This is a genomic window from Streptomyces sp. NPDC002680, from assembly GCF_042889145.1.
Taxonomy (GTDB): domain Bacteria; phylum Actinomycetota; class Actinomycetes; order Streptomycetales; family Streptomycetaceae; genus Streptomyces; species Streptomyces adonidis.
In genome coordinates, this window is the sequence record NZ_JBIAQP010000001.1 from 775,501 (window position 1) to 788,655 (window position 13,155).

A 13,155-nucleotide genomic window follows, 5' to 3' on the forward strand; every position below is an offset into this window, starting at 1 on the left:
AAGTCGCACCATGGCGACCAGCCACGACAACGGCGCAGCCGAGCTGAGCCTCGACGAGAAGACCACACTGCTCTCGGGCCGGGACATGTGGACGACCAAGCCCGCCCAACGGGCCGGGATTCCCCCGCTCGTACTGAGCGACGGCCCGCACGGCGTCCGGCGCCAGCGCACGGACTCCGGTCTCGGCCTCTACGACAGCCATCCGGCGACCTGTTTCCCGCCCGCGGTCGCGTTGGCCTCCAGCTGGGACCCGGAACTGATCGGCCGGGTGGGAGAGGCGCTCGGCCGCGAGGCACGGGCACTCGGTGTGGACGTACTGCTGGGACCCGGCGTCAACATCAAGCGCTCATCGCTGTGCGGCCGGAACTTCGAGTACTTCTCCGAAGACCCGCTGCTCAGCGGTGTACTGGGGGCGGCGCATGTGGCCGGTGTGCAGAGCCGGGGCGTGGGCTCCTCGGTGAAGCACTTCGCGGCCAACAACCAGGAGACCGAGCGGATGCGGGTCAGCGCCGACGTGGACGAGCGCACCCTGCGGGAGATCTATCTCCCGGCGTTCGAGCGCATCGTGGTCCGGGCCCGCCCGGCGACCGTCATGTGCGCCTACAACAAGGTCAACGGCACCTACGCCGCCGAGAGCCGGTGGCTGCTCACCCAGGTGCTGCGCGAGGAATGGGGTTTCGACGGGCTGGTCGTCTCCGACTGGGGCGCCGTCAACAACCGCGTCGCCGCACTGCTCGCCGGCACCGATCTGGAGATGCCCGGTACACACCGCGACACCGACGCGGAGGTCGCCGCCGCAGTCCGCTCCGGCGAGCTCGACGAGGCCGTCGTCGACACCGCCGTCGCGCGGCTGCGCGGCCTGGCCGAGCGGGTCCGCGCACCGGCGGACCCCGTGACGGTGGACGTCGACGCGCACCACCGCCTGGCCCGTGAGGTAGCCGCGGACTGCCTGGTACTGCTGAAGAACCACCAGCAGGCCCTGCCACTCGCTCCCACCGGCGATGTCGCCGTCATCGGTGAGTTCGCCTCGGCTCCGCGCTTCCAGGGCGGCGGCAGCTCCCACGTCAGGGCCACCCGCGTCGACAGCCCGTTGGAGGAGCTGCGCGCCCTGCTGCCGCAGGCCCGGGTCGACTTCGCGCAGGGTTACGACACCAAGGGGCACGCGGACGCCGGGCAGCTTCGCGAGGAGGCCGTCGCACTGGCCGGCCGGGCAGACTCGGCCGTACTGGTGATCGGACTGCGTGAGGCCGACGAGTCCGAGGGATTCGATCGCGAACACATCCAACTGCCGCCCGACCAGGTCGAGTTGGTGCGTGCGGTGGCTCAAGTGTCCCGGCGTACGGTCGTCGTGCTCCTCAACGGGGGCGTGGTGAGCCTGGAGGGCTGGCACGACGAGGTGGACGCCGTGGTCGAGGCGTGGCTGCCCGGACAAGCAGGCGGCGGCGCGATCGCCGACGTACTGGCCGGCCGGGTCAACCCGTCGGGGCGGCTCGCCGAGACCGTCCCGCTCCGGCTGGGCGACACTCCGTCCTTCCTGAACTTCCCCGGCGAGCAGGGCCACGTCCGGTACGGCGAGGGCGTCATGGTCGGCTACCGCTACTACGAGACCGCCGATGTCGCCGTCCGCTACCCGTTCGGCCACGGTCTGAGCTACACCTCTTTCGAGCAGACCGGCTTCCGTGTCACCCCCACCGGACCGGACACCGCCACGGCGAGCGTCACGGTCACCAACACCGGCGACCGCTCCGGCAAGCACGTGGTGCAGATCTACGTCGCCGCGCCCGGGCGCCCTGTCAGCAGTCCGGCCCGGGAACTGCGCGGGTTCACCAAGGTGACACTCGGCCCGGGCGAGAGCACGAGCGTCGAGATCGGCCTCGACCGCCGCGCCTTCGCCTACTGGGACATCACCCGCGGCGACTGGAGCGTCGCCGCCGGGCGGTACGAGGTGCAGCTCGCCGACAACGCCCACGCACCTGTCACCACCGCTGCCATCGACCTTGAAGGCGACGACCTGCTACGGCCGCTCACCCTCGACTCCACCGTCAGTGAGTGGTTCGGCCACCCCATCGTCGGTCCCGCCCTGAGAGCGGCGACGTCCGATCCGACCGAGGTGGACGCCGACGCGCTGGTCCTGTTGTCGTCCATGGCGATGCGTCAGTTCGCCGGGTTCCTGCCCCGGCCGGTTCCGGACGAGGTGCTGGAGCGGCTCATGAAGATGAGCGAGACGGCCCGGGAGCCCGACGAGGCCTGATCCCCTGCGCCGGTCCCGGTGACCGGCCTCCCCGATCGCGGCCCACTGTGCCCTGACACACAGTGGGCCGCTCAGGCCTGTCCCCGTGCGGCATGCGGACGGCCAGGCAGGTGCCGACCATGACATCGGACGCGGACTGCTGCCGCGCCAGGAGTCCGGCCCGTCCGGCAGTGCGTCGCACGGGAGATCCGTCAGGCGCCCGTGCGGTTCTCCGCCATGGACTCGATGACGCTGTCCGGGGCCAGGACGAGGGAGTGCGCGACGCGGTACGGGCCGTCACGCGGACTCGCGGACCTCCAGCCGGATCTGCGGCTCGATCCGGTTCCCGGAGGGCTGTGCGCCGTCGAGGGCTGCCGTCACCGTGTCCGCGTACAACTGGGCGATGGCGGGAAGGTCCTGCACGACGCTGGTCAGCGGCGGACAGGCCACCGCGGCGGCGGGAGTGTTGTCGACTCCGATCACCGCCATGTCCCGAGGAGCTTCGAGGCCGAGTCGCCGCAGACCGGCCAGCACGGTCATGGCCACCTCGTCGTTGAACGCGCAGATGCCGGTCACGGGCACATCGGCGGCGAGCCAGGCCCGGACCGCGTCGGCGGCCGCGTCCGGTGTGAGCGGGAGTGTCCGGACGTCGGGATCGGGCAGGCCCAGCTCGGCGCAGACAGCCCGGACGCCGTCGAGGCGCGGCCTCGCGAAGACGGCGACCCGCTCGTCGTCGGGGTACGCGTAGCCCAGTCGCCGGTGGGAGGCGGCCAGGTGCCGGGCCTGCGCGGCACCTACCGCGTTCTCGCCGGCGATGCTCTCGTTCGAGCCGAGCCCCGCCGAGCCGTACAGGGCGACGACCACCTCGACGCCCGCGGCCCGCATGGCGACCGCGTCGGAGTCGGAGAACGGCTCGAAGGCCAGTACCGCGGCCGGCGTGAGCGCCTTCCAGATCTCGCTCAGCGACCGGGCGCCCCGGATGCTGGAGTGGACGACGAAGGTCAGGCTGCGCTTCGCGAAGGCAAGCGTCAGTTCCTGAATGAGGTGCCCGGCCGCGAAGCCGAGGGGCCAGTCGGGCAGCAGGCCGAGTACGACGTCGGAGCGCCCGTACCGGAGGGTCCGGGCCGCGGCCGACGGGGCGTAGCCGAGTCTCGTCGCCGCTTCCAGTACCCGCTGACGTGTCGCGTCGGTGATCTTCTGGTGCTGGGTGTTGTTGAGGACGAAGCTCACCGTCGCCCTCGACACACCGGCCTCACGGGCCACGTCGGCACTCGTCACCCTGCTGCTTCGCGGTGCCATCGACGACCACCTTCCACGAACCTCTTGCGCAATGCAGGAGACACAGTTAGTTTACGGGGCACTCACTATAACGGGTTAGCGACACGTTATAGCTACTTAAAGTAGGCAAGATGTGAGGTGGTGCGAGGGAACGCCCTGCCGACTCATCCGGTCGTCGACATTGAACCAGACGGCCTCCGCCACCCACGAGACGGAGTGATCCTCCGAAGGCACATCGCGGACGTGTGGCCGCCCGGGTCCAGACCCCCGGGCACCGCACGCCATGCGGACAGGTTCGTTCGCCAGTGATCCGCTGGTCGCTACGGCCACCCGACGGTCGGTCCCGGTCAACGGCCGGCCGACATCAGCCGGGCGCATGCCCGGTCCCCATGACCATGGCGGCCTCCGCCGCCCCTGCCGCCGTCACCGGTCTCCCCCGGTCAGGCCGCCAAGCACCGGTTCGGCCGGCGCGCGACCGCTCGCGCGTTCCACTCGGGCTTCCGAACCAGCATCGACATCCACCTCGGCGCCTTTCGTACTGAACCCCTTCAAGACCCACGGCTCGCGCTCCATGCCCTCCGCCCCCCGGGGGGCATCCTCCGCGAGCCGCGCAGCCCAGCTCCGGCTCACCCCGGCACCTCAAAAACGGAGATCCTCGATGAAGAGAAGAACCGCACTCCAGGCCTCGATCGGTGTGGTGGCGACGCTCGCGCTCGCCGCCTGCGGCGGTGGAAACACCGGCGGCGGAAGTGCCGGCCCGGTGAATCTGACCATCGCCCTGAACTCGGCGCCCAACAGCCTGGACCCCGCCCAGGTCGCGATCGGCCCCTTTCTGAACTACATGGACCCCGCCTACGCCTCGCTGCTCACCCGCGAGGCCGACGGCACCCTGGCCGCCGGGCTGGCCGAGAAGTGGGGCTATGTCGGCAGCGGGAACACCAAGTTCCAGGTCGTCCTCCGCAAGGGCGTGAAGTTCGCCGACGGCACACCGCTCACCGCCACCGACGTCGTCGACTCGCTGAAGTACTTCCAAAAGGGCAGCGGGCCCAACGGTTCCTTCTACCGTCCCCTGACCTTCGCCGCACCGGACACATCGACCGTGGTGATCAGCAGCCCGACGCCGAACCCCGACATGGGGACGCTGTTCACGCCCGCCTTCATGGGCGGCGCCGTCATCAGCCCGGCGGGACTGAAGGACCCGAAACAGCTGGCCTCCGCGACCTTCGGTGCCGGGCCGTACGTCTACAGCCCCCAGCAGTCGGTCTCGGGCGACCACTACGTCTACGTACCGAACAAGAACTTCTACGACCAGGCCGCCATCCACTTCAAGAAGATCACCGTCAAGGTGATGCCGAACGTGAACTCGCAGGCGCAGGCCCTGAAGTCCGGTCAGATCGATCTCATGTACGGCACCCCGGACGTGGCGCCGACCATCGCCGGGACCAAGTCGCTCACCACGCTCAAGAGCCCCACCACCTGGGCGGGCCTGTTCCTCCTGGACCGCGACGGCACCGTCGTCAAGGGGCTGGGCGATGTACGCGTCCGGCAGGCCCTGAACTTCGCCATCGACCGGGCCGCGATCACGAAGGCGGTCTACGGCGACTTCGGGGCGCCGGTCGCCCAGCCGGCGATGCCCGGTTACGACGGCTACAGCCCCGAGGCCGAGAAGATGTACCCCTACGACCCGGCCAAGGCGAAGCAGTTGCTGGCGGCGGCGGGATACGCGAAGGGACTGACCATCCCGGTGAACTACGGGTCGTTCGACCCCTCGACCGCCAAGATGGTCCAGGCCGTGCAGGACCAGCTCTCCGACGTGGGTGTCACGCTGAAGCTGAGGGCCGCCGCCAACTTCGGCGGCTGGATCAGCGACCTGCTGACGAAGAAGTACGCGGCCACCGTGCTGTCGCCCGGCCAGGGCGGCGGCGAGAACTTCTACGCGCAGCAGCCGGGGTTCACCAAGGCGGGCATCATGAACGTCTTCGGCGTGGACGACCCGGACGTCGACGCCGCGTACGACCGGCTCGCCGAGTCGGACCCCGCGTCCAGCGGTGCGGCGGCGAAGGATCTCACCGATGTGATCGTGCGGAAGGCCCTCGCGCTGCCGGTGTCCGGCACCGACACGATCGCCATGTACAACACCAAGCTGCACGGGGTCCGGTTCGGGACGGGCACCGCCCAGCTGACCCCGAACACCACGTGGACCACCCGCTGACGAGGACCGATGTCTTCCATCATTCTCCGCAGGCTGGCGCTGTCCGTCCCGCTCCTGGTGGTCGTCTCGGCCATCACGTCGCTCCTGGAGTCGTTCGTGCCGGGTGATCCGGCACGAACGCTCCTGGGGATCAACGCGACACCGGAGCAGTACGACGCGCTGAGAGCCACGCTCCATCTCGACAAACCGTTCGTCGAGCAGTACTGGCTGTACCTGAGCGGCATCCTGCACGGCGACTTCGGCAACTCGCTGTTCAGCGGCGAATCCGTGCTGGGGGTGATCGGGGAACGCCTGCCGGTCACCCTGACGCTGGTGATCGGGGCCGCCGTGCTGTCGACCCTGGTCGGCGTGCTGCTCGGCGTGTACAGCGCGACGCGGGGCCGGTTCAGCCGCCGGCTGATCGACGTGGTGTCCCTGCTGGGCAGCGCCCTGCCCAACTTCTGGCTCGCGCTGATGCTCATGTCCCTGTTCGCCGTCAGGTTCCAGCTGTTCCCCGCCACCGGGTACACCCCGTTCTCCCAGTCACCGGGGCAGTGGGCGGCCGGGCTCGTGCTGCCCGTGGTCTCGCTGTCGATCGGGGGTGTCGCCCTGATCTCCAAGGTCACCCGCGACGCGATGCTGTCCACCCTGGCCCTCGACCACATCAGAACCCTGCGCGCCTCCGGTGTCCCGCCCGCGTCGATCGTCTGGAAGCACGCGTTGCGCGGCTGCGGGATGCCGGTGGCGACCGCGGTCGGCCTCTCGACGATCGCGTTCATCCCCGGCTCGATCCTCGTCGAGAACGTCTTCACCCTGCCGGGTCTGGGGACGACGGTCGTGGACGCGACCAACCAGCACGATCTGCCGGTCGTGCAGGGCGCCGCCATCACCTTCACGGTGCTGGTGATCGCCGTGAACCTGCTCGTCGACGTCGTCTACAGCCTCCTGAACCCGAAGGTGCGTGTGGCATGACCGCTGCAGATCCGCCCGTGAGCGGTCGATCACGGAAGCGGGCCAACCCCCTCGCGGGGATCTGGCGCCGTCCTCTCACCGCGGCAGCGCTCGCCGTGGTCCTGGCGATCACCGCCGCCGTGATTCTCGCCCCGCTGCTGGCACCGCACCCACCGCTGGCACAGGACCTGCTCCACGCGCGCGGCGGCCCGTCGGGAAGTCATCCGCTGGGCACCGACGACCTCGGCCGCGACGTGCTGAGCCGGCTGCTCTACGGCGGCCGGCCTGCCCTGCTGGGAGTGGCGGTGGCCGTGAGCGTCTACGTCGTCCTGGGCATGTCGCTCGGCATCCTCGCCGGCTATCTGCGCGGCTGGACCGACCGGGTCATCGTGGCCGTCCTGGACGTCATGCTCTCCGTTCCCGTGGTCATCCTCATGCTCGCGGTCCTGGCGATCTTCAGCCAGAGCAATGTGGCCGCCATGGTCACCCTCGGGATCCTCTCCGCCGCGGGCCTCGCACGGATCATCCGCGGCGCGTGCATCGGACTGCGGGAGGAGCTGTTCGTGGACGCCGCCAGAGTCTCCGGGCTCGGCCCCGCGCGGATCATGGCACGGCACATCTTCCCCGGCCTGGTGGGGCAGTTGCTGGTCCAGGTGTGCCTCTTCTCCGGTATCGCCCTCATGGTGCAGACCGGGCTCGGATTCCTCGGCCTGGCCACCCCGCCGCCCGCTCCGAGCTGGGGCGGCATGGTCGGAGAGGCCTCACAGGTCATCCAGCAGAACCCCGCCCTGCTGTTCATCACCGGCGGCCTGATAGGCCTCATGTCCCTCTCCTTCGGCCTGCTCGGCGACGGGCTGCGCGACCTCGACCAGGATCGGCGGCGAGGGATCAGCGGCGGGACGCGGCGACCGGGTCGCGTGCCGATCACCAAGGACACCGCCGAAACGCCGGACACGGCACCGGACACGGGTGCGCTCGCCGTGCGCGACTACTCCATCGCCTTCGCCACCGCCCAGGGCCCGCGTACGGTCGTCGACTCCGTCGGCTTCACGGTCAACGCCGGTGAGATCTTCGGGATCGTGGGCGAATCGGGCAGCGGCAAGACGGTGACCGGCCTGTCGCTGCTCGGGCTCCTCGCCCCCGGCGGGACGGTGACGGGCGGCTCGGCCTGGCTGGCCGGGACCCGGATCACCGGACTGCCGGAGCGGGAGTTGCAGCGCATCCGCGGCAAGGAGATCGCCCTGGTGTCCCAGGAACCCATGGGGGCCCTGGACCCGTACTTCACCGTCGGCTCCCAGCTCGGCGAGGTCGTCCGGCGCACCGGCGGGGTGACGGGCGGGAAGGACGCCGTCCGGCAACGCGTCCGTGAGCTGCTGACCAGCGTCCACCTGCGCGACCCGGACGACGTCGCCCGCAGGCACCCGCACGAACTGTCCGGCGGAATGGTGCAGCGGGTCGTCATCGCCATGGCACTGGCCGGCTCCCCGAAGGTCCTGATCGCGGACGAACCCACCACGGCACTCGACGTCACCGTGCAGGCAGGCATCCTCGACCTGCTCCGGTCGCTGCGCGACGAGCGCGGCATGGCGATCATCCTGATCACCCATGACCTGGGTGTGGTGGCCGACACCTGCGACCGCGCCATCGTCATGGAGAAGGGCCGGATCGTCGAGGAAGGCCCCGTCGAGGACATCTTCTACCGGCCCCACGACCCGTACACGAAGAAACTCATCGCCAGCACCCCCAGCATCGCGACGACCGAGGGCAGGATCGCGTGACCGCCACACCCGTACTCCAAGTCGACGGCCTCGCGGTCCGCCACCCGTCCCGCGGGCTGCGCAAGCCGCCCACCACGGTCATCGAGAACGTGTCGTTCGAGGTCGGTCACGCCGAGACGGTCGCCCTCGTGGGCGAGTCCGGCTCGGGCAAGACCACCATCGGCAGAGCCGTCCTGGGACTGACCCCGGTCAGCGGCGGGCGCGTGCTGCTCGACGGGCGGGACATCACCCACCTCACGGGCCGCGCCCGCCGGGCCCTGTCCACCGACATCCAGGCGATCTTCCAGAATCCGTACGGCTCCCTCAACCCGGCCCTCCCGGTGGGCCGGACCCTGGCCGAGCCCCTGCTCGCCGGCTCGACCCGTTCACGCGGCGAGGTCCGCGACCACATCACCGACCTGCTCCGCCGCGTCGGCCTGCCCGAGGACGCGGCCGACCGGTACCCGGCCCAGTTCAGCGGCGGCCAGCGCCAGCGCATCGCCATCGCCCGGGCCGTCGCCAGACAACCCAGGCTCATCATCTGCGACGAACCGACCAGCGCCCTCGACGTCACCACCCAGGCCGCGGCCCTGGACCTGCTCTCCGAACTCCAGCGCTCACTCGGATGCGCGTACCTGTTCATCACGCACGACCTCGCCGTCGTCAAGGAGTTCGCGGCGCGCACTCTGGTGCTCCAGCACGGACGCATCGTCGAAGAGGGCCGCAGCACCGACGTCTGCGACCGGCCCCGGCACGTGTACACACAGCGGCTGGTGGCGTCCGCCCCTGTCCCCGACCCGGTCCTCCAACGCAGCCGTCGGCAGAAGCGACTCGAACCGGAAGCGACCTAGGCACGAACAAGTTCGCTGTCCTGCCCGACAGGTCCCGGCCGAGCGATGCCGAGAGAGCACGGCCACGGACCTGCTCCACCGCACAACCCCGCAGGCCCCCGTTCGCGCCCGCATACGTGACCCCCACTTACTCAGCGTCGATACTTTCGGGAGAGGATTCCGGACCCAGAGGCAGATCTGTCAATCTCACCAGGAGGTACCCGTGAAGATGCTCATCAACTTCCCGTAGTTTGGCGCGGCCGCAGGTCAGAACCATGCTGAGGGCTCGTTGGTCAGCAAACCCCCAGCATGAATCAGGAGACTTGCACGTTGGCGACCCAGCTCATTCGTGGGATGGGCAGTTTCTTCAAGAACTGCGCCTGTTCTCGCCAGAACAGATGCCCCCACCCGTACGCCATTCGCTACCGCGACGCCACAGGCCGCCAGTGCGAGGAGACGGGGTATGCGACCCAGCAATCCGCGACTGAGCGGCTGACCAAGGTCTACACCGAGAAGAGCAATACCCCTCGCCAACAGGCGGACCTCAAGCGCGAAATTGGAAAACAACGCTTCGGGGAGTACGCCTCCGCCTGGCTCGCCCGGCAGCGCCACTACGCCATAGGCAGCGTCCGCTCGGTCAACCAGGTACTCAACAGCCAGGTTCTTCCGATCCTGGAATCTCGCCGGATGAACACGTTCACGTCGACCGTCGTCGAAGACTTCATCATGTCGATGGAGGAACGTTCCGTCGGCCTGGCCGCACAACAGAATGCCTTCGACACCCTCAAGAAGGTCCTTCTCGACGCACGCAGACGAGGCGGCATCGCCGAGGATCCCTTCGACGGGGTCATACCGCCCGAGTACATCCCTCGGAGGATCACCATCCCGACCCTGGAGGAAGTCCACCATCTCAAGGAGGTCGGAAGCAAAGAACTGAGGGTAATCATCGACCTGATGTCTGGATGCGGTCACCGCAATGGGGAAGCCTACGCGGCCAATCGGGATGGGATGGTCGCGGACAACGTTTACCGCATCACGGAGCAGATCGAAGGAAGGACGCGCCAACCGGCACGTCTCAAGCACCGCAAACCAGGAGAGTTCCGCGAAACTCCCATGGCTGAGACAGTCCGCGAATCACTTCTGCGGTACGAGAAGGACCACGGCGTCGATCCGAACGGCTACTACCTCCACACCCAGCGGTCGACACACTGGGGACACACGACGCTCGAATACCAATGGAACGTCGCAAAGCAGAGGGCGGGCATCACCAGGAGGCTCACCCCCTACTCCTTGCGTCACTTCTTCGCATCCAACTGCCTGTCCAAGGGGATACCCATCACGGACGTAGCAGAGTGGATGGGACACAAGAACATCAATATGACCTTCAAGATCTACCGCCATCTCATGCCGGCGTCGATCGGTCGAGCCGCTAAGGCCCTCAACGAAGGTCTCTGAAGCACAAAGGGCCGGGCAATAGCCCGGCCCTTTCTACGCTACCCTCTGCTGCCGCGCCCATCGGTCAAGATCCGAGATCTTGAACCTGAGCCTCCCGCCGAAATAGTATCGAGGTACACCGTGGCGTCCGGATTCCCGATACATCCACCGTCGGCTCACACAGAGATACGCTGCCGCCTCATCGACTTCCAGGTATCGACCACCCGCCTCGCCGTGGGTACCGCCGATCGACTGGTGCGGCTCATGCCGAGATCGCGTCAAAAGTGGCCTCTGCTACGCCCGTCGTTTCCAGACAGGTACTCGCGTTCACGCGACGCTCCAGTCGGAGGAGTTTTTTCACGTGCGCCTCAGACACCTTGAGGACGCTCGCCACGCGCAGAGTTGGCGTCCCCGACCTGGCAGCCCGACGAATCAGCTCCCGCCGCTCCTCCGCAGTGAGATACACATCTCTTCCCGATATTGCCGCATCGACCCGAGCAGGGTCACATCGGAGCTCAAATTGGTGGCGAGCGGAATTCAGCTCAGCTTCTGTCATGCCGCCTCGGATTCCGTTCGTATCACCGCCCTCCAGAGCGGCTTCAAGGCACGTCTTCCTGACTTGACAGGCCGCACACAGCCTTTTCGCCAGGCCAACCCGCTGCTCATCTGCGCGTGTTGCCGGGAAGAAGAGGTCTGGGTCCCTTGCCACCTCAACGGCCGCAGCGCATGCCGCCTGCTCCTGCCAGGTCTGGTCTCCCCTAGTCCGAGGCCCGAAGGTCCCTTGGTACATCACTGAATCTTCCTTTTCCGATGCCTGCGCTGAACCTGAGGACCACGGTGGTCCAGCAGATGCACAAGCATCCGAACAAGCACCGGTTTCCCTAACCGGGAATCGTCAGTTACCTTCCCGTCCGATCCCGCCCTCCCGCCGAGCCGCTCCCGAACTGACCGCTTGATACGCGCGCTTCACCATCAGGCTCAACCACACGCTGGATCACATCGGGCTCGCACTTGCCTGGACGGGCTGACACCCAACTGCCTGCCCAAGTGCGCCTCGGCGTTGGGCGGATGACCTAGGGCCTGTTGTGAAAGTGCGGGGTGTGGCTACTGATCTGGCTGGCCCGTTCGCATCGGGTTCTTGGGGAGGTCCGGGTTAGGGTCGAGCATGCGTTCTAAGACAAGCCGCATGTGGTGGGGGACCGCGATCGAAGCGCCGGACCCCGGGGCTCTGGCCCGCTTCTATGCGGAGCTGTTGGACTGGCCGATCGTGCACGAGGAGCCCGGGACGTCTGTCGTCGCTCCGCCGCAAGGGGCCGTCTATGTCGTCTTTCAGCAGGCCATTGGGTACCAGCCGCCTGTGTGGCCGCCGGCCGATGGTGAGCAGCGTCCGATGATGCACTTCGACTTCCAAGTAGGCGACCTGGACGAGGCGGTCGCCGAGGCCGTGGCCATGGGAGCCTCGCTAGCGCCGGTTCAGCCGCAGGAGCACGTACGCGTGCTGTTCGACCCTGCCGGGCATCCGTTCTGCCTGTGCCTCGACGACGGCTAGGAATCCTTGGAAACGTGCTGGTCACAGCCACTCGTTGAGGACTGTGACCAGCACGGTCGCCTCGTAGCGGACGGCGAGCTTGTCGTATCTCGTGGCGACGGCCCGATGGCGCTTGAGGCGGTTGATACCGCATTCGACCGCGTGGCGCTCGCGGTAGTCGGTCTTGTCGAACTTCGGCGGCCTACCGCCTTGGGAGCCGAGTTTCTGGCGGTTGCGGACCCGGTCCGCAGGAACCGGGATGGTCGCCTTGATACCGCGTCTGCGCAGGTAGGCGCGGTTGCGGCGGGAGTCATACGCTTTGTCGGCCCGCACCCGGTCCGGTCGCCTGCGGGGTCGACCAGGGCCGATCCGGGGCACCCGGATCGCGTCCAAGACAGGCTCGAACTGTGGAGAATCGCCCCGCTGTCCACCCGTGATCAGCACCGACAGCGGCTTCTGCCCCTGCTCAGCGGCAAGATGGATCTTAGTGGTCAGCCCGCCCCGGGAACGTCCGAGGCTGTGGTCGGCTGGCTCGACTGCAATACCGCCGGGCGGCTCCCTCTGGAGGTCCCCCTTTTCGCCGCCCCGGCCGCGTGCTGGTGCGCCCGGCACACGGTCGAGTCGACATTCACATCCCAGGCGATCAGGCCCTTCGCGTCGGCCTTGGCCTGAAGCTGAGTGACGATCCTGGCCCAGGAACCATCCCGCTGCCAGCGGCGGAACAGGTCATAGACCCGGTCCCAGGGCCCGTAGCGTTCCGGCACATCACGCCAGGGGGCACCGGTCCGGGTCCGCCACCGTATGCCGTCTATCAGCTGCCGCCGCGTCCACACCGGCGGACGGCCCGGCTTGATGCCCTTCGGCAGCAACGGCTCCACTGGCCGTTCGTCAGATCACCACGCCCCACAGAGCGTGATCATCCACGACCAAGATCCACTTTCGCAACAGGCCCTAGC

Annotated in this window: 10 protein-coding genes and 1 pseudogene; 7 read left to right on the forward strand and 4 right to left on the reverse strand. The window is 68.2% G+C overall.

Annotated elements, in window-relative coordinates:
• Positions 1–10: 10 nt before the first annotated feature.
• Entirely contained in the window at positions 11–2,251 is a 2,241-nt protein-coding gene (locus ACFYXF_RS03445; protein ID WP_389347674.1) for a glycoside hydrolase family 3 C-terminal domain-containing protein, read from the forward strand.
• Between the two features lie 276 nt (positions 2,252–2,527).
• Here ACFYXF_RS03445 and ACFYXF_RS03450 read toward each other — a convergent pair whose 3' ends face one another.
• The gene (locus ACFYXF_RS03450) at positions 2,528–3,529 is read right to left on the reverse strand and encodes a LacI family DNA-binding transcriptional regulator (RefSeq protein ID WP_389347676.1); all 1,002 of its coding nucleotides are present in this window, start codon (positions 3,527–3,529) and stop codon (positions 2,528–2,530) included.
• Positions 3,530–4,166: 637 nt separating this feature from the next.
• On the opposite strand from ACFYXF_RS03450, the gene ACFYXF_RS03455 reads away from it, so the two are divergent.
• The 5 genes from ACFYXF_RS03455 (at position 4,167) to ACFYXF_RS03475 (ending at position 10,692) form a co-directional block, all read left to right on the forward strand.
• Complete coding sequence (locus ACFYXF_RS03455; protein WP_389347678.1) at positions 4,167–5,720, forward strand: ABC transporter substrate-binding protein; 1,554 nt, start codon at positions 4,167–4,169, stop codon at positions 5,718–5,720.
• Between the two features lie 9 nt (positions 5,721–5,729).
• Positions 5,730–6,671 carry an ABC transporter permease gene (locus tag ACFYXF_RS03460; protein ID WP_389347680.1) on the forward strand — a complete coding sequence of 314 codons (942 nt, stop codon included), beginning with the start codon at positions 5,730–5,732 and terminating at the stop codon, positions 6,669–6,671.
• Positions 6,668–8,428: a dipeptide/oligopeptide/nickel ABC transporter permease/ATP-binding protein gene (locus tag ACFYXF_RS03465; protein WP_389347682.1), complete on the forward strand. Its 1,761-nt coding sequence runs from the start codon at positions 6,668–6,670 to the stop codon at positions 8,426–8,428. Before ACFYXF_RS03460 ends, ACFYXF_RS03465 begins: the two co-directional genes overlap by 4 nt.
• A complete protein-coding gene (locus tag ACFYXF_RS03470; protein ID WP_389347684.1) occupies positions 8,425–9,258 on the forward strand; it encodes an ABC transporter ATP-binding protein in 834 nt (277 codons plus the stop codon). Before ACFYXF_RS03465 ends, ACFYXF_RS03470 begins: the two co-directional genes overlap by 4 nt.
• Positions 9,259–9,567: 309 nt before the next feature.
• Positions 9,568–10,692, forward strand: coding sequence for a tyrosine-type recombinase/integrase (locus ACFYXF_RS03475; RefSeq protein WP_389347686.1), 1,125 nt, complete (start codon positions 9,568–9,570; stop codon positions 10,690–10,692).
• Positions 10,693–10,725: 33 nt separating this feature from the next.
• Here ACFYXF_RS03475 and ACFYXF_RS03480 read toward each other — a convergent pair whose 3' ends face one another.
• Positions 10,726–10,953, reverse strand: a complete 228-nt coding sequence (locus tag ACFYXF_RS03480) for a helix-turn-helix domain-containing protein (protein ID WP_389347688.1) — start codon at positions 10,951–10,953, stop codon at positions 10,726–10,728.
• Entirely contained in the window at positions 10,934–11,461 is a 528-nt protein-coding gene (locus tag ACFYXF_RS03485) for a WhiB family transcriptional regulator (RefSeq protein WP_389347690.1), read from the reverse strand. Before ACFYXF_RS03485 ends, ACFYXF_RS03480 begins: the two co-directional genes overlap by 20 nt.
• A gap of 375 nt (positions 11,462–11,836) precedes the next feature.
• Here ACFYXF_RS03485 and ACFYXF_RS03490 point away from each other — a divergent pair, with 375 nt between their 5' ends.
• A complete protein-coding gene (locus ACFYXF_RS03490; RefSeq protein WP_389347692.1) occupies positions 11,837–12,220 on the forward strand; it encodes a VOC family protein in 384 nt (127 codons plus the stop codon).
• A gap of 21 nt (positions 12,221–12,241) precedes the next feature.
• On the opposite strand, the pseudogene ACFYXF_RS03495 reads toward ACFYXF_RS03490, so the two are convergent.
• Positions 12,242–13,106 (reverse strand): annotated as a pseudogene (locus ACFYXF_RS03495) (IS5 family transposase).
• Positions 13,107–13,155 lie beyond the last annotated feature (49 nt).

Bases quoted from the DNA above. Each gene is read 5' to 3' on its own strand.
- ACFYXF_RS03445 (WP_389347674.1), top strand. From the start codon at position 11: ATGGCGACCAGCCACGACAACGGCGCAGCCGAGCTGAGCCTCGACGAG.
- ACFYXF_RS03450 (WP_389347676.1), bottom strand. From the start codon at position 3,529: ATGGCACCGCGAAGCAGCAGGGTGACGAGTGCCGACGTGGCCCGTGAG.
- ACFYXF_RS03455 (WP_389347678.1), top strand. From the start codon at position 4,167: ATGAAGAGAAGAACCGCACTCCAGGCCTCGATCGGTGTGGTGGCGACG.
- ACFYXF_RS03460 (WP_389347680.1), top strand. From the start codon at position 5,730: ATGTCTTCCATCATTCTCCGCAGGCTGGCGCTGTCCGTCCCGCTCCTG.
- ACFYXF_RS03465 (WP_389347682.1), top strand. From the start codon at position 6,668: ATGACCGCTGCAGATCCGCCCGTGAGCGGTCGATCACGGAAGCGGGCC.
- ACFYXF_RS03485 (WP_389347690.1), bottom strand. From the start codon at position 11,461: ATGTACCAAGGGACCTTCGGGCCTCGGACTAGGGGAGACCAGACCTGG.
- ACFYXF_RS03490 (WP_389347692.1), top strand. From the start codon at position 11,837: ATGCGTTCTAAGACAAGCCGCATGTGGTGGGGGACCGCGATCGAAGCG.